25 protein-coding genes and 1 riboswitch are annotated in these 21,924 nt (G+C 48.0%); of the genes, 8 read left to right on the forward strand and 17 right to left on the reverse strand.

The window, feature by feature from the left end:
* Positions 1–5: 5 nt before the first annotated feature.
* From B3G15_RS02555 to rnz, 6 genes are read right to left on the reverse strand one after another with little or no spacing between them, the layout of a single operon-like run.
* A complete protein-coding gene (locus B3G15_RS02555; protein ID WP_290715274.1) occupies positions 6–569 on the reverse strand; it encodes an ECF transporter S component in 564 nt (187 codons plus the stop codon).
* A complete protein-coding gene (locus B3G15_RS02560; RefSeq protein ID WP_290715277.1) occupies positions 566–1,519 on the reverse strand; it encodes an ATP-binding cassette domain-containing protein in 954 nt (317 codons plus the stop codon). Before B3G15_RS02560 ends, B3G15_RS02555 begins: the two co-directional genes overlap by 4 nt.
* Positions 1,455–2,174, reverse strand: a complete 720-nt coding sequence (locus tag B3G15_RS02565) for a hypothetical protein (RefSeq protein ID WP_290715280.1) — start codon at positions 2,172–2,174, stop codon at positions 1,455–1,457. Before B3G15_RS02565 ends, B3G15_RS02560 begins: the two co-directional genes overlap by 65 nt.
* Positions 2,152–2,556: a DUF4430 domain-containing protein gene (locus tag B3G15_RS02570; RefSeq protein ID WP_055966801.1), complete on the reverse strand. Its 405-nt coding sequence runs from the start codon at positions 2,554–2,556 to the stop codon at positions 2,152–2,154. Before B3G15_RS02570 ends, B3G15_RS02565 begins: the two co-directional genes overlap by 23 nt.
* The gene (locus B3G15_RS02575) at positions 2,553–3,449 is read right to left on the reverse strand and encodes a hypothetical protein (protein ID WP_055966805.1); all 897 of its coding nucleotides are present in this window, start codon (positions 3,447–3,449) and stop codon (positions 2,553–2,555) included. The genes B3G15_RS02570 and B3G15_RS02575 overlap by 4 nt, the downstream gene beginning before the upstream one ends.
* Before the next feature lie 3 nt (positions 3,450–3,452).
* Entirely contained in the window at positions 3,453–4,358 is a 906-nt protein-coding gene (gene rnz / locus B3G15_RS02580; protein ID WP_055966808.1) for a ribonuclease Z, read from the reverse strand.
* A gap of 108 nt (positions 4,359–4,466) precedes the next feature.
* Here rnz and B3G15_RS02585 point away from each other — a divergent pair, with 108 nt between their 5' ends.
* Positions 4,467–4,646, forward strand: a complete 180-nt coding sequence (locus tag B3G15_RS02585; protein ID WP_290715290.1) for a hypothetical protein — start codon at positions 4,467–4,469, stop codon at positions 4,644–4,646.
* Positions 4,647–4,708: 62 nt separating this feature from the next.
* Here the strand turns inward: B3G15_RS02585 and B3G15_RS02590 are convergent, their stop codons facing one another.
* Together B3G15_RS02590 and B3G15_RS02595 are read right to left on the reverse strand one after the other, a co-directional pair.
* Complete coding sequence (locus tag B3G15_RS02590) at positions 4,709–5,833, reverse strand: M20/M25/M40 family metallo-hydrolase (RefSeq protein ID WP_023467628.1); 1,125 nt, start codon at positions 5,831–5,833, stop codon at positions 4,709–4,711.
* A gap of 232 nt (positions 5,834–6,065) precedes the next feature.
* Positions 6,066–7,019 carry an aromatic acid exporter family protein gene (locus B3G15_RS02595; RefSeq protein WP_023467626.1) on the reverse strand — a complete coding sequence of 318 codons (954 nt, stop codon included), beginning with the start codon at positions 7,017–7,019 and terminating at the stop codon, positions 6,066–6,068.
* Positions 7,020–7,104: 85 nt separating this feature from the next.
* Here B3G15_RS02595 and B3G15_RS02600 point away from each other — a divergent pair, with 85 nt between their 5' ends.
* The 4 genes from B3G15_RS02600 to B3G15_RS02615 all read left to right on the forward strand — a co-directional run bounded on the left by B3G15_RS02600 (position 7,105) and on the right by B3G15_RS02615 (position 11,028).
* A complete protein-coding gene (locus B3G15_RS02600; RefSeq protein WP_064300263.1) occupies positions 7,105–8,181 on the forward strand; it encodes an N-acetylglucosaminidase in 1,077 nt (358 codons plus the stop codon).
* A gap of 57 nt (positions 8,182–8,238) precedes the next feature.
* Positions 8,239–9,174 carry a manganese-dependent inorganic pyrophosphatase gene (locus B3G15_RS02605; RefSeq protein WP_064300264.1) on the forward strand — a complete coding sequence of 312 codons (936 nt, stop codon included), beginning with the start codon at positions 8,239–8,241 and terminating at the stop codon, positions 9,172–9,174.
* Between the two features lie 85 nt (positions 9,175–9,259).
* Positions 9,260–10,024 carry a 2,4-dienoyl-CoA reductase gene (gene fadH / locus B3G15_RS02610; protein ID WP_035398246.1) on the forward strand — a complete coding sequence of 255 codons (765 nt, stop codon included), beginning with the start codon at positions 9,260–9,262 and terminating at the stop codon, positions 10,022–10,024.
* A 290-nt stretch (positions 10,025–10,314) separates the two neighbouring features.
* On the forward strand, positions 10,315–11,028 hold the full coding sequence (locus B3G15_RS02615; RefSeq protein ID WP_047390876.1) for a ZIP family metal transporter: 714 nt from the start codon (positions 10,315–10,317) through the stop codon (positions 11,026–11,028).
* A 65-nt stretch (positions 11,029–11,093) separates the two neighbouring features.
* On the opposite strand, the gene B3G15_RS02620 is transcribed toward B3G15_RS02615, so the two are convergent.
* The 7 genes from B3G15_RS02620 to B3G15_RS02650 form a co-directional block, all read right to left on the reverse strand.
* On the reverse strand, positions 11,094–11,732 hold the full coding sequence (locus B3G15_RS02620; protein WP_064300266.1) for an HD domain-containing protein: 639 nt from the start codon (positions 11,730–11,732) through the stop codon (positions 11,094–11,096).
* A complete protein-coding gene (locus B3G15_RS02625; RefSeq protein WP_055966817.1) occupies positions 11,714–12,250 on the reverse strand; it encodes a GNAT family N-acetyltransferase in 537 nt (178 codons plus the stop codon). The genes B3G15_RS02620 and B3G15_RS02625 overlap by 19 nt, the downstream gene beginning before the upstream one ends.
* A 65-nt stretch (positions 12,251–12,315) precedes the next feature.
* Positions 12,316–13,038 (reverse strand): amino acid ABC transporter ATP-binding protein, encoded by a 723-nt coding sequence (locus B3G15_RS02630; RefSeq protein WP_290715989.1) that lies wholly within the window; start codon positions 13,036–13,038, stop codon positions 12,316–12,318.
* A gap of 13 nt (positions 13,039–13,051) precedes the next feature.
* Positions 13,052–13,711 carry an amino acid ABC transporter permease gene (locus tag B3G15_RS02635; protein ID WP_041255309.1) on the reverse strand — a complete coding sequence of 220 codons (660 nt, stop codon included), beginning with the start codon at positions 13,709–13,711 and terminating at the stop codon, positions 13,052–13,054.
* Between the two features lie 57 nt (positions 13,712–13,768).
* Positions 13,769–14,542, reverse strand: a complete 774-nt coding sequence (locus B3G15_RS02640) for a transporter substrate-binding domain-containing protein (RefSeq protein ID WP_023467617.1) — start codon at positions 14,540–14,542, stop codon at positions 13,769–13,771.
* Between the two features lie 287 nt (positions 14,543–14,829).
* Positions 14,830–15,255, reverse strand: coding sequence for a BrxA/BrxB family bacilliredoxin (locus B3G15_RS02645; protein WP_064300267.1), 426 nt, complete (start codon positions 15,253–15,255; stop codon positions 14,830–14,832).
* 30 nt (positions 15,256–15,285) lie between these two features.
* A complete protein-coding gene (locus tag B3G15_RS02650) occupies positions 15,286–16,470 on the reverse strand; it encodes a class I SAM-dependent methyltransferase (protein WP_023467615.1) in 1,185 nt (394 codons plus the stop codon).
* Between the two features lie 110 nt (positions 16,471–16,580).
* Here B3G15_RS02650 and B3G15_RS02655 point away from each other — a divergent pair, with 110 nt between their 5' ends.
* Together B3G15_RS02655 and B3G15_RS02660 are read left to right on the forward strand one after the other, a co-directional pair.
* Positions 16,581–17,354, forward strand: a complete 774-nt coding sequence (locus B3G15_RS02655; RefSeq protein WP_023467614.1) for a sporulation protein — start codon at positions 16,581–16,583, stop codon at positions 17,352–17,354.
* Between the two features lie 208 nt (positions 17,355–17,562).
* Positions 17,563–19,479 carry a glycoside hydrolase family 3 protein gene (locus B3G15_RS02660; protein ID WP_290715327.1) on the forward strand — a complete coding sequence of 639 codons (1,917 nt, stop codon included), beginning with the start codon at positions 17,563–17,565 and terminating at the stop codon, positions 19,477–19,479.
* A gap of 29 nt (positions 19,480–19,508) precedes the next feature.
* Here the strand turns inward: B3G15_RS02660 and B3G15_RS02665 are convergent, their stop codons facing one another.
* Together B3G15_RS02665 and tenA are read right to left on the reverse strand one after the other, a co-directional pair.
* Entirely contained in the window at positions 19,509–19,817 is a 309-nt protein-coding gene (locus tag B3G15_RS02665) for a hypothetical protein (protein ID WP_290715330.1), read from the reverse strand.
* Between the two features lie 51 nt (positions 19,818–19,868).
* Complete coding sequence (gene tenA / locus B3G15_RS02670; RefSeq protein ID WP_290715333.1) at positions 19,869–20,564, reverse strand: thiaminase II; 696 nt, start codon at positions 20,562–20,564, stop codon at positions 19,869–19,871.
* A gap of 73 nt (positions 20,565–20,637) precedes the next feature.
* Positions 20,638–20,744, reverse strand: a riboswitch (TPP riboswitch).
* 193 nt (positions 20,745–20,937) lie between these two features.
* On the opposite strand from tenA, the gene B3G15_RS02675 reads away from it, so the two are divergent.
* Entirely contained in the window at positions 20,938–21,819 is an 882-nt protein-coding gene (locus B3G15_RS02675; RefSeq protein ID WP_023467610.1) for a DUF1002 domain-containing protein, read from the forward strand.
* Positions 21,820–21,924 lie beyond the last annotated feature (105 nt).

The raw sequence follows: 21,924 nt of genomic DNA on the forward strand, positions 1-21,924 counted from the left end.
TGTTACTATTCTGTACCCCTCTTTTCATCGAATGAATGCATAATTCGTAAAAAAATCGGAAACAATATCCAAATGAAAATCGCGTTACTGAGACCGTGAAGCATATCAAACGTTCCTCCGGCTACAAGCAGTGTCAAAAAAGCTTGCCACGAGAATCCGGTCAATACCAAGAACCCGAGATTGCTCACCCATCCGTATAAGAAACCAGCTAGAAATCCATATCCAGTCAATACGATCCGGTAACGAAGAAACGGAACGAATCCTAAACTGGCAATCGTTGCATACGCCAGCGCCTGAAAGAGGACGAACGGACCGCTTCCGAGAAATAAGCTCGTTAACACAATGACAAGCATCCCAGAAATGGCTCCGACGATCGGATGGATGAATACGGCTAATAATAAGACGAGTGCCGTTGCCGGCTGGACGTTCGGCAAACTGGAGAACAACAATCGTCCGACGATTGCCGCTGCCGTAATGATGGCGATGAACCGTAATCGTTGATCCGTCATCTGAAGTCTCTCGAACATGACTAAAAACAGACAGACGATCAGAACCGTTGCGACGATCATACGAACAACCGACTTTCTTGTAAAAAGTCCTTCGTCGGTCCATCGAAAGCAACTTCTCCGTGCACGAGATAAATGATCCGCTGTGCTGCCCGAATGAGAACTGGATCATGCGTCGCCATGACGATCAGATTCGTCGGATTCTGCTGCCACGATGCGACGAAAGCCATTCGTGCGCTGTCATCAAGTCCAGCCGTCGGTTCATCAAAGTAATAGCTGTCTTTACTCCAATCAATACCGTCCAAGAGACGCTTTTTTTGCGTCGTAAAACTACCGCTTCGATCGTCTAATGGCGCAAGCATTGGATGCGCTGGTACATAATGTGTCTCCCCCGACCGCCGGACTTTTCCGTATAGCGGTCGCTCGACACCGAGCGCGAGCCGGAGTAACGTCGATTTCCCACTACCATTTGCACCAATGATCGCAATGCGTTCACCTTGATGAAACGACAATTTTTCTGTCACGAGTGCATAGCGTGTCTGTAACGGATAACGGTGTTGGACGTTTTCGATCCGATTCAGGATACGACCTGTCAGTTCAGTGGCGCGACTCGTGATCGCCAAGTCGGATTGTATCGTCATCGAGCAATGGATCTGACAACCAAACCGTCGTTCGATTTCTTCAAGCAAACTCATTAATCGCTTTCGCCTGACATGATCAAGAAAGAGAAACGGTTCCGACAAGAACAGGGTCTTTGGTGACGAAGACAACGCATGACCGAGACCGACGAGCTGTTGTTCTCCGGAAGAGAGCTCACTGGACTCCGCTTCAAAAAAAGCTTCTAGCCCAAGCAAGGTCGCGAGTTCTCCTGCTCGAAACAAGGAACCCGTCGCCAGAAGATCTCGGACACGTCCATGAAGCAACCGCTCCGGTGTCAAGACCGGTTGTTCATGTTCGCCCGCCTGTTGACGTAGTCGCTCTTCGCGATCGGTGTCGGTATACATGATAGGCATCCCGGATTCCCCCTTTTGTAAATAATAGTGCTACGGGCAAAATCATCGCCGGAATGATTGCCCATGGTGTCAGACAAAGAGCCAGTCCTGCCGCAAGCAATAAGCCTGTCTGAACATCACGTCGCGTGATCGGTCTTAAGCGAGACGGCACCGCTTCGATCGGTACGATATGATAGGCGGCCATCCGCTCCAGTCGAACAGCAAGCGACGCATTCGGATGACTCATCTTGACTTCGGGCCAAGTGCGTAAGAAAGACGGAATCAGTGCCAGCACCATACCCGTCAATCGTGTCAGTCGAGGTAAGAAACGAAACAACGGTCCCATCTGCTCGAGTCGAACCAACGTAAAAATCCATTGACTCGACGTGATGAATAGCGTCACTTGGACCGTCGTTTCATAAATCGCTACTGTGTCGATGCTTGCACCATAAAGAAGCGGGACACACATCATGACGGCATAAAGAGCCGGGAGGACTAAATAGCGAAACACAGTCCGTTCTTGAACGAATAAAAACAAGAGCAGATGATAGACGACGATCACTGATTGATCATGTGTGAGGACGAACGGGATCGTAATCATCCCGATGAAAAAGAGAGCGACGTTCACTGGGTGAAGTCGCTCCCGTTCTGGTTTACTCAAAATAAGCCATTGCATCTTTTTCAAATCGCCATTCGAGACGATCTCCTTTTTTCAGTTCATAACTTCCAGCACCGACTTCGCCCGGTTTGCCGTTGACTCCGAAGACCCAGCCACTACCTGTTCCAGCTGATTTCTCTCGAATCCCATCGACTGCCGTGACATATGCCATCTCACCTTTGCCTGTTTTGACGACATCGAGCGTCGTATCTTCAAGTGCATCAAGTGCCGTATCTTTTTCGTTCAAGCATACGTCTTTATTAAATAACGTCTTATCCTTGACGTGATCCACGACCGATACCTTGACTTCCGCCTCACAAGACGCTGTTTGTTGTTCCTCTTTTGCTTCCGCGCAACCGGCAAGTAACACGATACTTGCAGCAAATAGCCATTTTTTCATCGTACGACTCCTTTTCGCCTTGATGTCTCAAAGCTGTAATTGTATAACAGAATGGTTTTATTTCGTAAGGATTGACCGTCAGAACGGTAATACGTCAGACGGACCGCATTCGCTAAGACATCGTCCCCTGTATTGACGTACGGAATCAATTTCCCTTCGTCATCAATCAAGAAGACCGTTGCATCCTGCAGACTAAACGTTTCGTAGAGCCCATCGAGATCCATCTCGACATAAGGGGTTTTGGAATCATGTAAGATTTCATGAATCGAAAGCTTTCGCAACGTCTCAAACGATTGATTCGCATCAATCAGTTTCTGGTAATATGATGTCAACGATTTTGTCGCCAACTCTTCACGTGGTCGATAGGAAATCGTTCCTGTCAGCTCCTGGTAACTGACATCGTAACGAATGAAGCGTTTCGGTGTTTCGACAAGCATCTCAAACGAGGCGTTCCGGAGATTCCCGCCCCGATCGAACATCAACCGACTTTGTTCCATCCGCAGTCCCTCTTCACCGACACGCCGTTCGATTTGAGAAAGGAAATTGTCGAATGAGTCATCCGTGATCGTCACGCGACCAATCTGTTGTGTTTCTTCCCGCAACACTCCCGCATCAAACGGACCGAGAAAGAGTTGCAACAGGAAGAATAAGAACCCAAAGAGTGCCATGTATCTTTTATAACGCGAGTTCTTTTTCGGGTGCAGGACGATCAGGAAAATGATGATGCCGAGCGGTAACTGAATATCATAGACTGGAAACGACACGGCCCCGAGACACGCATAAAAAATGAACTTCATGTACAAGTATTTTTCTTTTTCCGTCCGACGTTCGAGTAAAAAACCTAATCCGCTAGCAGCCAGTAAAAAGAGTGCCCATAAAATGAGAAAGTCCATCGTCTATCCTTTGACCGGGACGATCCGGTGATCAAACATGAGATGACTGTTCGTGAATACTTCTCGTGCCTCTTGTTCCAGTACTTCCTCTTGATCGACATAACGAGCGGAAACGTGCGTCAATAGAAGCTTTTTCGCTCGTGCCGTTTCTGCAATGACAGCTGCCTGTCGAGCGGTCGAGTGACCGAAGCGTCCCGCATGTTCGACTTCTCGATCGGCAAACGTTGCTTCATGGACTAATACATCAACGTCTCGCGCCAGTTCGACCGAGGCTGCGCACGGCATCGTATCGCCAAGAACGGCTAGCTTAACACCTGGTTTTGGTGATTCTAAAAAGTCGGACGATGGATAGACCGTTCCTTCGAATTCGAAGGTTTCTTCCAGTGTGATTCGGCGATAGATCGGACCGGATGGCACGCCTAGTGCCTTCAGTGCATCCACACGCAAGGCGCCCCGCTCTTCTGGTCCTTCGAGTCGGTACCCAAACGCCGGGAAACGATGCTCAAGCGACCGCGCCGTCACGCGGAATCCGTCCTGGTCATAGGTTTGACCGTCTTCGACTTCAACGATCCGGAGTGGATAACGTAGATATGTTCCTGTGATGCGTAATGTCGCGTCCATCCATTCTTTGATCCCGGTTGGTCCATAGATCGTTAGCGGTGTCGTTCCTTCCAGCGCTGCCCTTGTACTAATGAATCCTGGTAATCCAAAGATATGATCCCCGTGTAAATGGGTGATGAAGATCGCATTGACTTTCCGTGGTTTGATCGGACTGTGTAAGATTTGATGTTGCGTCGCCTCTCCACAATCGAACAACCAGGTCATTTTGGGGTGTAACAAGGCAATCGATGTGACGTTTCGTTGTTTCGACGGCATACCGGCTCCTGTCCCTAAAAAATAAAATTCCATCTTTTTCCCCTTTTCGTAAAATTAGCATTTTTTATACACAAAATACACCTTTCTTCTGTTGAAGCATGGTAAACTGTACCTATTCAGATTTGGAAGGTGGTTTTTTCCATGACTAAGATTGAACGGACCTATGCCCGCATCGTCCGGGAAGCCCGCAAACTGAACGAGAGTTATCGGCAAAAATACGGAAAGTCGATTCAAATCGATGAAATCGCTTCGACCTTATTATGTACAGAAGAACTCGTTCTAGAGTCTATGGAATATGTTGATCGTCCTCTAGTAGTTTAATCGTACAATGATAAAGAGTGTACCGCAATGTTGCGGTACACTCTTTTTTGTGTTTCATCAGCTTATTTGTTCGTGATGTAATCGACTAGCGTCACGCAAAGTTCCGCTGTTTTGACAAGTTCTTCGATCGGCATCTTCTCATTCGTCGTGTGGATATCTTCATATCCGACAGCCAAGTTGACCGTTGGGATACCAAAACCAGCAATGACGTTGGCATCTGATCCGCCACCAGAATGTAAGAGGCGTGGCGTGCGTCCGAGTTGTGTGATCGCTGCTTTCGCGACTTCGACGACTTGATCTCCATCCTCGAACTTGAAGCCCGGGTACATGACTTTGACTTCGACTTCAGCACGACCACCAAGCTCTGCTGCCGCTTCTTCAAATGCCGCTTTCATCTTCTCTGTCTGTGCTTCCATCTTCGGAGCGACAAGTGACCGTGCTTCCGCGAAGATTTCGACATAATCACAAACGATGTTCGTTGATGGACCACCACCGCTGAACCGTCCGATGTTCGCTGTCGTCTCTTCATCAATCCGACCGAGCGGCATCTTCGCGATTGCTTTCGAAGCAATCGTAATCGCCGAGACACCTTTTTCCGGTGCGACACCAGCATGCGCTGTTTTCCCGAATATCTTAGCATTGACTTTTGCTTGCGTTGGAGCAGCCGTAATGATGTCTCCGACTTTTCCATCTGAATCAAGTGCAAAACCGTAATCGGCATCGATTTTTGATGGATCAAGAACCATCGCACCGACGAGTCCAGATTCTTCACCGACCGTGATGACGAACTGAATTTTTCCGTGAGGTTGTTTCGTTTCGTTCAATACATGCACGAGTTCGATCAAAGATGCGAGACCTGTTTTATCGTCTGCCCCAAGAATCGTTGTGCCGTCCGTCTTGACGTAACCGTCCTCGATGATCGGTTTAATGCCTTGACCCGGGAATACCGTATCCATATGGGAAGTGAAATAAATTTTATCGACACCTTCTTTTGTTGCCGGAAGCGTGACGATTAAATTGTTTCCTTTATGTTCCGTCTTGGATGAAGCGTCATCCTCGAACACCTCACATCCGAGATCCTCGAACGTTTTTTTCAAATGGGCACAAATGCGTGCCTCCTCTTTTGATTCCGAATCGATCTGGACAAGTTCTAAAAACGTATCTAATACGCGTTGTTCATTGACCATGACAAAACCCTCCTCCTAATATGTTTCAATCCACTAGCGCTTTTTTAGTATACCATCCCCATCGTCATTTGCACTTCTGAAAGGTTGTTTGTACAATGGCAGTAATCAGTCGATACGAGAGAGGAGTCAATGACGATATGGCAAAACCATCGAAACAACAACGCATCATCAAATGGACGACGATCGGGATCTTAGCAATCTTCCTGATCGGTACGTTCGCTTCGACGATGTTTTATTTCTTTTGATTGACGTAGCGTTGTTTTAAACGTAAATATTGCTCCGCTTCTTGTAGCATGTGTAGTAAGGCAGAGCGGACCTCGAACTCTTCCCGCGTGACGGGTAAGGCAGAGGCACGGAAACGTGTCAATAACGCCTCTAGTTCTGAAATGTACACCATTGCGTCGGCTTCAGGTCGGACATTGTCACCAATCGTCCGAAAGAAGTCGGCGACTTTTTTTCCTTCTTCGACGACGAGGACCAGTTCCTCGGCATGATGGACGATACCACGCAGTAACTCGAATTGTTGTTCGCGCATCCGGAAGTAGGCATAATCCTCATCATCGTTCCGACGACCGATCGCGTTTCCCATCCGTTTTAAGGCGGCATCCTTCCCTTCACGTAACAGTCGTTCTGTCTCGTCAAGCGTCAACGCATGATGATTGACCCGCCCTGTCTCGATCGCAGCGGCGACTTCGAAGAATAAGGCAGCGATCCGTTGATCAATCTTTTCTCGGCGGTCGTCAATCAACAAATCGAGACTTGGCATGTACATGTTGACAAGCAATCCGACACCAACACCAATGCCAAGCAATAAGGATTCATTTAACAGGATGTGCGCGTTGAGCTGACGTTCCGTATACAAATGTGTCAGAATGACGACACTCGTGATGAAACCGTCCTGAAGTCGGAGGCGTTGAACGGATGGAAGGAATAAAATGAAATAGATCAATAACGTCACCGGACGATAGCCGATGACCTCGAATAGAATGAATCCGAGCACGATGGCAAGTAATGATGCCATGATGCGTTCGTAAGAAGACCGAAACGTCTTCTTTCGTGTCGACTGGATGCTCAAGATGGCGATGATGGCAGCGAAGACGTAATAGTCGAGCTTGAGCTGTTCTGCGATCCACATCGCGAGCGCAGCAGCGACTGCTGTCTTCAGCGTGCGATAACCGATTTGCAACAGGTTCACCCCCTTTTGTTTTTCTTTGTTAGACTACCTACGTTGGACACGAATGTCCATTGCTTTTTAAAGGACGTGATTTACTTTGACGACACGCACTATCCGCCCCGGTCGCCCCGTGCGCCGGACCGGTTCGATAAAAGGATTGCTTTTTTTCTTCCTCATCGGAGTTCTCTTGTTCTTTTGGCTCCGCGAGGAACCGAAGACCGTCTTAACCCCACCAGCGCCTTATTCAGCTGAGCGCTATGAAAAAGGCAAAATCATGGAACAAGAGTTCCAGACGTTCACCGAAGCGAAGGAGTACGCGGGGCAGCGTGGTGCGGTGAAACGTTCATCGGACGACCGCTACGTCTACCTCGGTGGACCAGGTACTGGGATCGTCGACGATCGTGGTATTCTATCGATTCATCGTGACCCTGAGTTAAAGAAACGGCTCACTTACGTCGCTTCTGGCACACGTGTCCAGTTGCTTGAGTTCGGTGAACAGACGAGTCGTGTCAGTATCGCCGGCGTGACGGGGCATGTCCCAACGGACCGCTTACGTCCGTTCCCGGCAGAACGTGTCTCGAATGCATCGTATTATCAGACGAAGGGCGATCGACTCCTTCACTACATCGTCGCGGACAGCGGACTTGGTGGACTGATCGTTGCCGGCGAAGCGACGAAAACGACTCCTCGGACGAGCAAATATGTCGAATCGAAGACATTAACGCGTGATTTGACGAAACCGACGCGTCTCAGTGCCAAACAACTCGATGCGTTCATCAAGGAGCAAGCACCGGACAGCCCCTTGATCGGTAAAGGGAAAGTCTTTAAGTCCGTTGAAAAGAAATACCGTGTCAACGCGGCCTATCTGCTTGCACATGCGATTCACGAATCCGATTATGGACGGTCTGAGATTGCCCGCGAGAAAAATAACTTGTTCGGCGTCAATGCGACCGATTCCGCGCCGGGAGAAGATGCGACCGTCTATAAATCCTTGACGGACTCAATCGAGCAAACCGGTCGATTCATCGCAAAGGATTATCTCGATCGGGATGGACGTTATTTCCGTGGGGCGTACCTTGGAAACAAACAAAAAGGCATGAACGTCTTTTACGCGTCAGACCCCTTCTGGAGTGAAAAAATCGCTGGTATCATGGTGAAAATGAACGCTTTCTAAATCCGAGATATGATACACTATAGGGCGAGACAACAATCATTGAGGAGTGAACACGTCATGGAAAAAGTTTTAGTATTTGGTCACAAAAATCCTGATACCGATACAATCACATCGGCAATCGCTTATGCAGAATTAAAGAAAGCACTCGGTGTCAATGCCGAAGCCATCCGCCTCGGTGAAATGAATGATGAAACGTTATTCGCACTCGATACGTTCAAAGTGACAGCACCACGTTTAGTGACAGAAGTCGCGACAGAAGCGTCACACGTCATTTTAGTCGACCACAACGAACGTCAACAAAGTGCGAACGATATCGACGCTGTTACGGTAACGGAAGTCATCGACCATCACCGGATCGCAAACTTTGAGACATCGGATCCTGTTTACTACCGGGCAGAACCGGTCGGCTGTACAGCAACGATCCTGAACAAGCTCTACAAAGAGCATGGTGTTGCCATCAAACCAGAAATCGCTGGGTTGATGTTATCAGCGATCATTTCTGACTCGCTCCTGTTCAAATCGCCGACTTGCACGGAGCAAGATATCATCGCAGCACGTGAACTCGCAGAAATCGCTGGTGTCGATGCGAACGTCTACGGTCTTGAGATGCTCAAAGCTGGAGCTGATCTCTCGAAAAAATCCGTTCCTGAATTGATCTCACTTGATGCAAAAGAATTCACGATGGGAACACTCAAAGTCGAAATCGCTCAAGTCAACACGGTCGATACAGCTGAAGTCTTACTTCGCCAAGAACAACTCGAAACAGCGATCAACGAAGTCATCCTTGCAAAAGGACTTGATCTGTTCGTCTTCATCGTCACGGATATCTTGACGAACAACTCTGTTGGACTCGTCCTCGGGAAAGAAGCGAATCTCGTCGAACGTGCTTACGGTCTTGAAGCGACGAACAACCTTGTTTACCTCGAAGGTGTCGTTTCACGTAAGAAACAAGTCGTTCCTGTCTTAACAGATACGGCTCTTGCAACACAATAAGTCAGAAAAAGAAGGAGTTCGCTCCTTCTTTTTTGAATAAAGAATATGAATGGCTGTTCATTCATTATATAAAGGAGGAAGCAATATGACACAAACGATCATGGTGACGGGTGGAACGAACGGAATGGGGAAAGCGATGGCGCTCGCCTTAAAGGAAGCCGGCTGGAACGTCGTTGTTACAGGACGCGACGCGGAACGCTTGCGACTCATGGATGAAGCATTGGGTCAGATTCAAGGCGAACATCTGACGATTCAGATGGATGTCCGTGATGCTGACGCTTGTCTGGCTGCTGTCAATCAAGCACGCGAACGGTTTGGTCGTCTCGAAGCATTGATCAACAATGCTGCCGGGAACTTCATCTGTCCGACCGACGAGTTATCACCAAATGGATGGAAGACGGTCATCGATATCGTCCTCAACGGGACATTCAACTGCTGTCACGCTCTGGTCAAAGGATGGCAGGAAGATCAAGTCGTTGGCGGACAAATCGTCAACATCGTTGCGTCTTATGCGTGGCAGGCCGGCGCTGGTGTCGCTCCGAGTGCTGCTGCGAAAGCCGGTGTCCTGAACTTGACGCGAACGCTTGCCGTCGAATGGGGCTATAAATATCAAGCCCGTGTCAACGCGATCAGTCCAGGTCCGATCGAACGGACAGGTGGTGCTGACAAACTCGCTTTATCACCGGAACACGCGGAACGAATTCGTCGCAACGTCCCGCTCGGTCGATTCGGGACACCGGAAGAGATCGCAACGCTTGCAGCGTGGATGGTGTCAGATCAAGCCCGCTACTTGAACGGAGAATGTATCGCTCTTGACGGTGGTCATTGGTTAAATAAACAACCATTCTAATGATTGAGATTTAATGACTTAAGAAGTCGGTCTCCACAAAGATAAGAATGACGCGCTTCACGCAACTCCTACAGGAAAAAGCGCATCTTTGCGCTGTCAGAGACGAACAAGACCCGCTTTCCTGCTTGAAAGAAGCAGGAAAACTGGCCTGTGTCTCGTCCGAGGAAAAGGCGTGCGTCATTCTTTTTTTGAGTCAGCCCCTTGCATGCGTCGCGAACTATTTTTCTTCCTTTTCGCTATGTTTATGAATTATCTAGAACAGGTAGAAAGGACAAGAAGGAGGCGATCGTATGTGGGAAGCGTTCGGTTGGGGAGCGCTAGCAGGTGGGGCCGTTGTCATCGGTGCCCTATTCGGGCTGTACTTACCCTTAAAGCAACGCCTGATCGGTTATATCATGTCGTTTGGGACCGGCATCTTGATTGGAGCAGCGACGTTCGAGTTACTCGATGAAGCACTAAAGAAGTCAACAACACTCGTCGTCGCGATCTCTTTCATCGTCGGTGCTCTCGTCTTTACGGGCTTCGACCTATTCGTTTCGTCACGCGGCGCGAGTAAACGGAAACGTTCGTCTGGTGGGAACGAAGGCACGGGAACAGCGATTTTCTTCGGGACGATTCTTGATGCGATCCCGGAATCAATCATGATCGGTGCCAGTCTGTTATCCGGAAATGTCAGCGCGGCACTCGTCGCGGCGATTTTCGTCAGCAACATCCCGGAAGGTTTATCGAGTACGACCGGTTTGCGAAAAGATGGATTCTCGAAGAACAAAGTATTGCTGATGTGGGGAGTCGTCTGGTTGATCTCCGCCCTCGCCTCACTCGCCGGCTACACGATTCTCGCAGAACTACCGGACATGCAATTCGCCATGATCGGTGGCTTCGCAAGCGGTGGGATCATCGCGATGCTCGCTTCGACGATGATGCCGGAAGCTCATGAGGAAGGTGGTGCGATCGTTGGTCTGTTCGCAGCACTTGGGTTAATTACTGCCATCATCCTTAGTTAAATACAACATAAGGCGCATTGTCTGGAAAATGAACCGGACAACGCGCCTTATGTGTTTAAATTGATTTACATATCACCTACTTCTCCCGTAGCGCCCTCCCATTCCTGCTTAAAACGATTAACGAACTCTTCCATGTAGCGATGTCGCTCTTCTGCTAAATGAAGTGCTGTTTTCGTATTCATTAAATCTTTTAGTCGGAATAACTTTTCTTCGAAATGATTCAGGGCACTTGTCTCTCCCTTTCGGTCACCCGGTTTTCGTGGTGCTAGTCCAGGTACATGCATCGGCTCCCCGAACCGGCCAGCGAACTGAAATGTGCGCGCAATCCCGATTGCACCGATGGCATCGAGTCGATCAGCATCTTGAACGACTTGCCCTTCGATCGTTTGCATCGGTGGGCGTGTACCGTCTTTATAGGACAGGCTCGTGATGATGTCTAGAATTTGTTCCTGTTCTTCTTCTGTCACTTTTCCTTGTAAAAAGGTTGCGACCGTTTCTGCCGTTCCCCCGAGTTTACTATCTGCTACGTCATGAAGTAAGGCCGCCAGTTCGATGATTTTGACGTTCCCGCCTTCCTGTTTAGCAATATGTAAGGCTAAGCGGCGAACCCGTTCGATATGGGCATAATCATGACCTGAAAAGTCCGTCGCGTGAAACGACCGGACGAACGCTTCCGTTTCTTGAATCATTGTCGTTCCCTCCATTCCGGTTCGAGTAATCCGTACAGTAACATATCATGTCGCTCCCCGTCTCGTCGTAAAAAGGCTCGGTATCTTCCTTCCTGAACGAACCCGAGTCGTTCGTACAGTTGAACCGCACGTGTATTATACTCAAAGACCGTCAATTGAATCCGGTACAGATTCAGTTCGAAGAAGGCGTATTCGAGGATTGTCTGTAGCGCATCCGTTGCATACCCTTGCCCTTCACAATCCGGATCGATGCCAATCATCAGCCATGCCGTTCCATGTGTCGGTAAAATATCTTCTAATGCGACCACCCCAATCATCCGTTCATCTTCGAAGTTACGAATCGCAAACCGAAACGTCTCCGGAGCATCCGTCGCCATCATCTGTTCAATCTTTTCCTTCGATAAGTGACGATATGGCGTCGCACTGAAATGGCGAGCAAACGTTGCATCGTCAAGTAGACGTTGCATCACTTCGGTATCTTCCGATTGAAAACGCGTCAGACGAGTATGATGACCTTCAAGCAATTTTTTCATTCTTATCCCCCCTCTATACAAAAAACCGAAAAACGCTAACCCTCTTCAGAGTTAGCGTGCTGTGCTCATAAAACTTTTTCGAGGAACTTTTTCGCCCGGTCCGTCTTCGGATTGTCAAAGAGTTCGACCGGTGAACCTTCTTCCATCAGAATCCCCTCATCGAGGAACAAGACACGATCCGAAACTTCTTTGGCGAAACCCATCTCGTGTGTCACGATGACCATCGTCATTCCGCTTTCCGCCAGTTGTTTCATGACGTCCAGTACTTCATTGACCATCTCCGGGTCAAGCGCTGACGTCGGTTCATCAAACAACATGACGTTCGGTTCCATCGCAAGAGCACGTGCGATCGCGACCCGTTGTTTTTGTCCACCTGACAACTGGTTCGGGTAATTATCGCGTTTTTCAGCTAGACCGACACGTTCAAGCAATGTCTCTGCCCGCTTGACTGCCTCGTCTTTTGAGATACCAAGGACGTTGATTGGTGCGTACGTCAAGTTATCAAGAACAGACTTATGTGGGAACAAGTTAAATTGTTGGAACACCATGCCGATGTTCTGACGTGCTTTCGAGATGTTCGCTTTTGGTTTCGTTAATTCAAAACCATCGACGATGATCGTTCCACTCGTTGGTTGCTCAAGTAAGTTGATACACCGTAGAAATGTTGATTTACCGGATCCCGACGGTCCGATGACAGCGACGACTTCACCGCGTGTGACTGTCGTCGAGATACCTTTTAATACTTCTAATTTTCCGAACTGCTTATGCAAATCGGTGACTTGGATCATAGGTTCCATCTGATTACCCACTCTTTCTCATAGCTTTTTCGACTTGTTGGCCTATCAAGCTCAATCCCATGACGAGAACAAAATATACGAATCCGGCAAACAACAACGGTTCGAAATAAATCGCCTTTTCTCCTCCAACGATTTGCGCACGACGCATGACGTCGAGCACACCGACTGTCGAGACGAGTGCCGATTCCTTCGTCAACGTGATCAATTCGTTCATGATCGCCGGAAGGATATTTTTAAAGGCTTGTGGCAAAATGATCGAACGGAGTTGTTTGAAATACGAAATACCGAGCGCATCTGCCGCTTCCCACTGTCCGCGATCAACAGCCTGAATCCCTGCCCGAATGATTTCCGAGATATACGCTCCGGAGTTCAAGGAGAAGGCGATGATTGCCGATTGGTATCCTGTCGTCACATACCCTGTCAACTGTGGTAATCCAAAGTGGACGATCGCCAGTTGCAAAATCAATGGTGTCCCCCGGAAGATCGCTGTGTAAGCATGACCAATGAAACGGAGGAAACGGCTCTTCGTGATTTTCAGTGCCGCGACGACGATTCCGATCAGCATCCCGGCAATGGCCGCCACGATGACGACTTGGAACAGGACCGGAATCCCCTCAAGAATATATGGAATTGAATCTTGAATCTTTGTAAAGTCTATCATAATCAATCTCCTAACGTCGCACAAAAGGGATGAGGTTACCCCCACCCCCATGCACTTGACTTATTTTGCTTCTTTTTGGAACCATTCTTCTGCCAATTTATCGATTTCACCACTGTCGATCATCTTCTTCAACTCTTTGTTGAAATCGTCACGCATCTTATCCCCTTTTTTGAAGGCGATCGCTGATCCAGCTGGACCATCTTCTTTAATCTGGTACGTTTTTAGGGATGCATCTTGATCCATGTATTTGACGGCAACTGCATCCTCGATGATGAGGGCATCAATCCGACCTGTATTCAATTCTTGAATGATTTCTGGGATTTTGTTTAAAGGAACCGCTTCGCTATCTTTGAAGCGATCTTTTGCGAGTCCCTCTTGGATCGAACCAAGCTGGACACCGATTTTTTTGCCTTTGAGTTCGTCTTCCGAACTAATCGCTTTATCCTTCGTCATGACTAAGTTTTTTGATTCGAAGTAGATGTCCGTGAAGTCAGCGTTTTTCTTACGCTCTTCTGTCGGTGTCATGCCCGCCATGACGAAATCGACACGACCTGAGCTGAGGGCACCGAGTAGGCTTCCGAATTCCATGTCTTCGATTTTTAAGTCATACCCGAGATTTTTCGTGACTTCCTTGGCGATCGCAACGTCGAACCCGACGATGTCCTCTCCTTTTTTCGTATCGATGTATTCAAATGGGAAGTAATCCGCTGACGTTCCCATCGTCAATACTTTATCGCTTTTGCTCGATCCACCTGTTGATTCTTCCGACGCGCCACATGCTGCCATCGTGACTGCCAGAATGCCTGCCATTGCCGTTGCTAATAATTTTTTCATTCGAGTTTTCCCCTTCCAACGCTCAATTGTCAGAACTTTAACAATAGTATGACTTATGTGTATGTCCAATTCAATACCGAAAAGCCTGACCTGTTCTATTGCTTTTAGGATATACGAATATTTATTCACTGTAAAGCATAAATATATAAATTTTTTTGACTTTCTATTCATAAATCATGCATAAATGACTTTTTATACAATTTTGCAAACGCTTTCAATATTGAAATTTATTATTTTAATCTCATGAATGCACAAAAAAAGACCCCTTTATCAGGAGTCTTCTTTGCTTATGCATAGATTTCAATCAATGATTCAAGTTTGTCGACGACTTCTTCTGCCGTGAACGATTCGATGTCGAACCGCTCGACCATCGAGAGGATATTTCCATCTTGCATTAATGCAAATGATGGAGATGAAGGTGGATAACCTTCGAAGTATTCACGCGCACGGTCTGTCGCTTCGCGATCTTGTCCAGCGAATACCGTGACGAAATGATCGGGCTTGATACCCTCTTTCCGATTAACGTACGCTGCAGCAGGACGGGCGATCCCGCCAGCACATCCACACACCGAATTGACAAGGACAAGTGTTAGCCCTTCGCGTTTCATTGCTTCATCCACGCTCTCTGGCGTCGTTAATTCTTCAAATCCAGCAGCTTGCGCTTCTTTGCGGGCTGTTTGGACGACATCTTCAAAATACATTTGGAAATCCATCGTATTGCCTCCTTTGATTCGTTCTCCTTCTTATTGTACGAGTTTCGGTGAAATCTGTCCAAGTCTGCCGCTTAATTCAGTTTCTAAAAATGGTCGGGCATGCAACAGATCGCGGAAAGCGATGTAGCGGTCGATTTTCTCTTCCGTTGGTCGCTTGTTTTGTTTGTATGCTCGAATCAAGATGTTCTTCGGTGTGTGCTCGAGATCGATGAATTCGAGAAGTTGCGCTTCATATCCGACCAGTGTTAGCAACTCGGCACGAATCGAATCTGTCGCCAGTGATGCGAATTTTTCTTTGATCAGTCCGTGCTGGAGCATGACATCGAGTGGCGAACAGTCCAGTTGACGGTTCAATTCCTTTTGACAGCACGGTACGCTCAGGATGACCGATGCATTCCAGTCAACAGCTCGCGCGAGTGCGACATCAGTTGCGACATCACAAGCGTGAAGTGTCACCATCAGGTCGACTTCCGTCTCCCCTGTGTAATCATGAACGTCTCCGACACGGAATGTTAGATCGGTATAATCCAGATCACGCGCAATTTGTGTACATTCTTCGATGACTTCTTTCTTTAGATCAAGACCTGTCACTTCGAGGTCGAATCCTTTGACGACTTTTAGATAATGATAGAGAGCGAACGTCAAATACGACTTCCCGCAGCCAAAGTCCAAGATCCGGAGTTTTTTTCCTTTTGGTAAGGCAGCGATGCTATCCTCGACGAATTCAAGGAAACGATTGATTTGTTTAAACTTATCGTACTTCTGTTTTTTGACCTGACCCGCTTCCGTCATGACGCCTAAGCGAATCAGAAACGGAACCGGCACACCGTCTTCTAATAGATAGGTTTTTTTCCGGTCATGCGACAAGAGAGCTTTCATCGGCTCCTTTTTGGATGTCTTGATCGCGACTTTCATCTTTTTCGAGAGCTGGAATTGCCATTCTTCTTCTTCAAAACGGAATAAGAATTGACGGAATTCCGTGAACCAGTCATCGAGTCGTCCGACGAAATCGTCAATTAAAATATTTTCATGCTTCATAACGCGTTCAAATTGAAACTCTACCTGCATCATCACCGTATCTCTTAATAGAATCGGTTTTACCTTGATTCGTCGGAGATCATTTGATTTTTGACGCGGATTACTTATCGTTGCATGGATCAGTGTTCCTTGCGTGATTTGCGAGGCAAGACTCGCTTTTAATTCATGTAGTTCCACTAGTCGTCCCGTCCTTTTCTGATGTTCTTTCGAAACTGTAGCAAATTCGTACCTGTTCGACAAGTTTACACGCTTCATCATTCGTACGTAATCAAAAGGAGGAATGCATCATGTTCAAAAAAATTCTCTCACAAATCGGAATCGGTGCCGCAACGGTCGATACACGCTTGACGGATGACCGGTGCGAACCAGGCGGTCAAATTCACGGTGTCGTCCATATCAAAGGCGGAAACGTCGATCAAGAAATTGATCGAATTTATCTTGAATTCAACACGCAGTACAAACAAGAAGTCAATGATAGCACGACGTTCACGACCTTCACGCTCGACCGGTTTGCCTTAAATGAAGCGAAGTTCACGATTGAAGCGGGTGTCGAGCGGGAGATTCCTTTTACATTACGCGTACCGCTGAATACACCGCTCTCCGTCAGCCAATCGAAATCGTGGATCGAGACGGGTCTCGACATCGCTCAAGCCGTCGATCCATCGGACCGTGACGCCGTCATCGTCGAAGCAAACCGCTACCAAGCGACAGTCTTAGATGCGATGGAGTCACTTGGCTTCCGATTGAAAAAAGCCGATACGGAAAAATTACCTGGACGATTCCGGAAAGATTTACCGATTGCTCAGGAGCTTGAGTATTCAGCTCGCAATACACACTACGCCCATAAACTGGATGAGATCGAAATCATCATGCTCCAAGACAGCTCAGGGATTGATTTAATCGTCCAAGTCGACCGTCGTGCGCACAGTCTCGGTTCATTATTCAGTGAAATGGCTGGTGCGGATGAGTCGATGATCAAACTGCGTCTGTCCAATAGTGAACTGCAGGATCAATCGTTCGTCGAACGTCAGCTGACAAGCATCGTGGAACGCTATAGCTGATCAATCGATCGACTTTACTTGAAAGTGATTCCTCTTCAGGGGGAGTCACTTTTTTTCATTCAAGTCAGTCTATCTAAAAACACATTTGAAATTTATTTCAATTTGAAATCGTTTACAAATAAAATATTGTTTTAAAACAAACACCTTGCTATACTGTCCGTATCGAAAAGAATTCCAGTCACGGTTTGACTAAAGGAGGACGTACATCATGAAAAAAATCGGACAGTTCACGTTAACAGCCGGACTCGCAGCAGTACTCGTCTCAAGTAGTTTACCTGTCATGGCAGAGGCAGGATCTTCAGCCGATCGGATCAGTCACAAAATCGACACGATGACACTCGAACAAAAAATCGGGCAGATGATCATGCCGGACTTCCGACAGTGGAATGGCAGCAATCATACGTCGCTTGCCCCAGAAGTCGCGAACATCATCGATCGCTATGATTTAGGCGGCGTCATCTTGTTTGCTGAGAACGTCAGCGAAACCGAACAGACGACGAAACTCGTTCATGATCTGCAAGAAGTCGTCAAACAAGATGCTAGCAACGATATTCCGCTCTTCGTCACGATCGACCAAGAAGGTGGAATCGTTACTCGGCTCGGAACAGGGACGAACTTACCTGGCAACATGGCGTTAGGTGCGACCCGCAGTAGCACATATGCCAATGATGCCGGTCATATCATCGGTTCCGAACTGCGTGCGCTCGGCATCAATGTCAACTTTGGTCCGGTTCTCGACGTCAACAGCAATCCTGGAAATCCTGTCATCGGTGTCCGCTCATTCTCGAGTGATCCGGAGCTCGTCGGCACACTCGGTTCCGCTCTTATGAAGGGAGTTCAGTCTGAAGGCGTCGCGGCGACCGCCAAGCACTTCCCGGGTCACGGCGATACGGCGACCGATTCCCACTATGGATTACCGGTCGTTGACAGCTCCTTGCAAGAACTGGAACAAGTCGAGCTCGTACCGTTCAAGCGAGCTATTGCTGAAGACATCGATATGATCATGACAGGACACATCGGGATGCCGCAAATCGAACCTGAAGTCGTCACGTCGACAAATGGTACCTTCCCTTTACCTGCGACGTTATCGGATGATGTCATCACGGGCGTACTGCGCGAAAAACTTGGCTACGATGGCATCGTCATCACAGACGCGTTGAACATGCAGGCGATCGCCGACAACTTCACGGAGTCAGAAGCCGTCTTAAAGACGTTTGACGCTGGAGTCGATATCGCGCTCATGCCGACGATCCTTCGTTCCGAGCAAGATGTCACAAAGCTCGATCAGATTTTCAAGGATGTGATCGCAGCAGTCAAAGACGGTCGCCTCTCAGAGGAACGGATCGATCAATCGGTCGAGCGAATCCTGACGCTGAAAGCAGAACGCGGAATTTGGAACGGTACGACTGACACGACATCCCTAGCTGAAAAAATCGCGCACTCGAACCGAATCGTCGGCAGTCCCGAGCATAAAGCAAAAGAACGCGCGATGACGGAAGCCGCGGTCACACTCGTGAAAAATGATCAGCGGACGTTACCATTCAAACCGAAAAAGAATGCCAACGTTCTTGTGATCGCTCCTGCGGCGGATCAAACGGACAGCATGAAAAAAACGATCGCTTCCCTACCGAAGAATCGGAACTGGCACGTGACGACAGCGAATTACTCGGCTACTACGCTACCGCTCGACCAAAACCCGACATTACGGGCGCAACTCGATGCAGCAGATTACATCATCGTCGGTTCCAACGTCAACACGAGTGCTAAACTACTACCTACTGCACCAGAACAAGCGATTCCGGCTTCAATCTTCCGCTATGCGAAACAAACGGAGACACCATCCGTCCTGCTCAGTCTCCGTAACCCATACGATGTTGCTGTTCAACCGGACGCACCGGCACATGTCCTCGTCTATGGCTTCAAAGGTGATCCGAACGGTCCAGACTCCGAAGCAGGCAATCTAAAATCAGCGGGACCAAACCTGCCTGCAGGTATCCGCGCGATCTTCGGAACGTTCAAACCGCAAGGCACTTTACCGGTTGATGTGCCGATCTTTCAGAACGGTGTCTTTACCGACAAACTGCATCTCGAATTCGGTGACGGCTTTAAAAACTGGAAAAAATGAGGACATGATACACAAAAGACCGAAGCTCCTTAAAGGATGCCTCGGTCTTTTAATGATGGATATGCAGATTCGGCTTCTGCTTTCGTACGCTCGTAGACACGATGAAGTGAATAAGTCAACGAAGCGTAGAGGACGACGACCAGGACAGTTGCGATAGTTCTCCCCGTTGTAAAACCGAACTGAAGCAACCCCTGAAAATTCTGAATCGTAGCATATGTGCCGTACACCACCATCAATATGGGAATGATGTACCCAACAAATCTCACTTTCACTTTTCCGAGCACCTGTTGCACAACATATGCCGCGAGAATCACGAGTGCGATCACGATGATTTCCATTCCAATCCCTACTCTCACTAAATGGTATTCCTAATTCTACCATTTATTGATTCAAGAAGATACCGCTCGTGCCGGAATCGTTTCGTAAACCGACGTAAACGTCTCTTCCGTCCATCCCATATGCCAAAACAGCAACTCATAATAACAGCTCGTCACGAAATGACGTTTCATCCGCTCGCGTTCCGTCGGGCTTGCTTGCTCCGCCAGCGCATCAAGCCGTGCAATCTGATCAAAGACGACCTTTTCGAACCATTCCGAGCTATACGTGTCGATCCATTGCTGATAGATTTTTTCTTCCGGTGTACACGTCAGTAATTGTTGCCCGACTTCATAATACAACCAGTAACATGGCAAGATGGCAGCAATCGTCTCACCAAGCGTTCCTTCACTCGCATGATGCATGTGCGAGACGTACGCATATGCTGTCGGTGCCGGTTCAAATGCTTCAAGGTCTGCTGCCGTAATACCGAGCGGCTTAAAAAATGATTGATGTAAGCTCAGTTCTGCCTCGTAAGTCGAAGTAGCATGTTCGGCAAGTGTCGCGATCGTCGCGAAGTCGTCCGCTTTTGACGCTGCCTTCGCTTGAATCTTCGCAAAGTGTTTTAAGTAATAGGCATCTTGCATGACGTAATGCCGAAATTTCGAGAGTGGTAACGTCCCCTCTCCGATTCCTTGAACGAATGGGTGCGTAAAACTACTGTTCCAATACGCTTGTGCCGCTTGTTTGATTTCTTGTGTGAATGTCATGATCTCATCCTCCTCGTTTGGTATGAAACGAAAAAACACCACCCCGAAACACACGGGCATGGCGCAAGAAGAACAAGACTTGACGCCACTTCCCTCCGTAAGTACGAACTTAATCAGGTTCAAAGGGTCCGAACGTCTTCGTTCGTCTCAGTCAGCCTACCGACTCCCCTAGTGGTCATTATTCGATTCCCATCCACTATAGCATGCTGAAAATGGAAGTCAAGTTGTCCTCTTTTCGCTATACTATGGAGTGTCAGAAGACGGATGCCGTCTCCATCTACAGACCGATTCCGAACTTCTTTCGTTCTCGTACACTAACTTTAGTACCTGATACTATAATTCATTCTGTTACTCATAATTGGAGGATTTCATTATGCATACACCAACAAAAATCATGGCGTCAGCCGTTATCGCTTCTGCTTTATTACTCCCAACAGCCGCATCTGCCGAACAAGTCGTCGATAAGACGATCGTCACACTCGGGGAGTCGCTCGGCGCAAAGGATAAAGCATGGGTGCTTTCCCGTCTTAATGCACCGGAAGGCATCACGCCGATCATCGCCACTTCTGCTGACGAAGAAAAATATCTCGGGAAAAACATTCCACAGTCGCAAAAAGGCGGCAACATGTATTCGTCGGCTAAAATCGAACTGACGGAAAAAGGAGATGGACTTTCCGTCTCGACGGAGAACATCACATGGGTGACGAAGGATATGTATCTCAACGCTCTCGTCACAGCGGGTGTCAAAGATGCCGACATCACGATCACTTCTCCCTACAAGGTGACCGGGACATCGGCACTGACAGGAATCATGAAAGCGTACGATCAAACTTCCGCTGAGACGGGAATTAAGTTAAGTGACGAACGCAAGGATTTAGCACAGCAAGAATTATCGGTCACATCAGACGTCGGAAAAACGGTCGGCACGGATAAAGTCGCTGACTTAATGAATGAGATCAAGGCTGAGATCGCCAATCAAAAACCGGAAACCAAAGTCGAGATCGAAAACCTGATCGTCCAAGTCATTCAAAACAACAATATCCAGTTGTCTGACGCACAAATGGACCGGTTGACGAATCTATTCAATCAAATGGAGCAAGCGAACATCAACTGGGGACAAATCGAGAGTGGTTTGAAAAATGCGGGGCAAGACATCCACGCGTTCGCAACATCAGAAGAAACGAAAGGTTTCTTCGCTAAATTATTCGATGGACTCAGTGACTTCTTCAGTTCAATCGCTGGCGTGTTCAAATAATTCAGACTTCCGTAACGGACAAAAAAATAGTAAACTAGAGATATCTGAAACGAAAGGTGGTGTGAAAAGATGGACTTTGCCGCGTGCAAACACTGGTTGATGGAA

The sequence above is a fragment of the Exiguobacterium sp. UBA1053 genome (assembly GCF_002316465.1).
Lineage (GTDB): Bacteria > Bacillota > Bacilli > Exiguobacteriales > Exiguobacteriaceae > Exiguobacterium_A > Exiguobacterium_A abrahamii.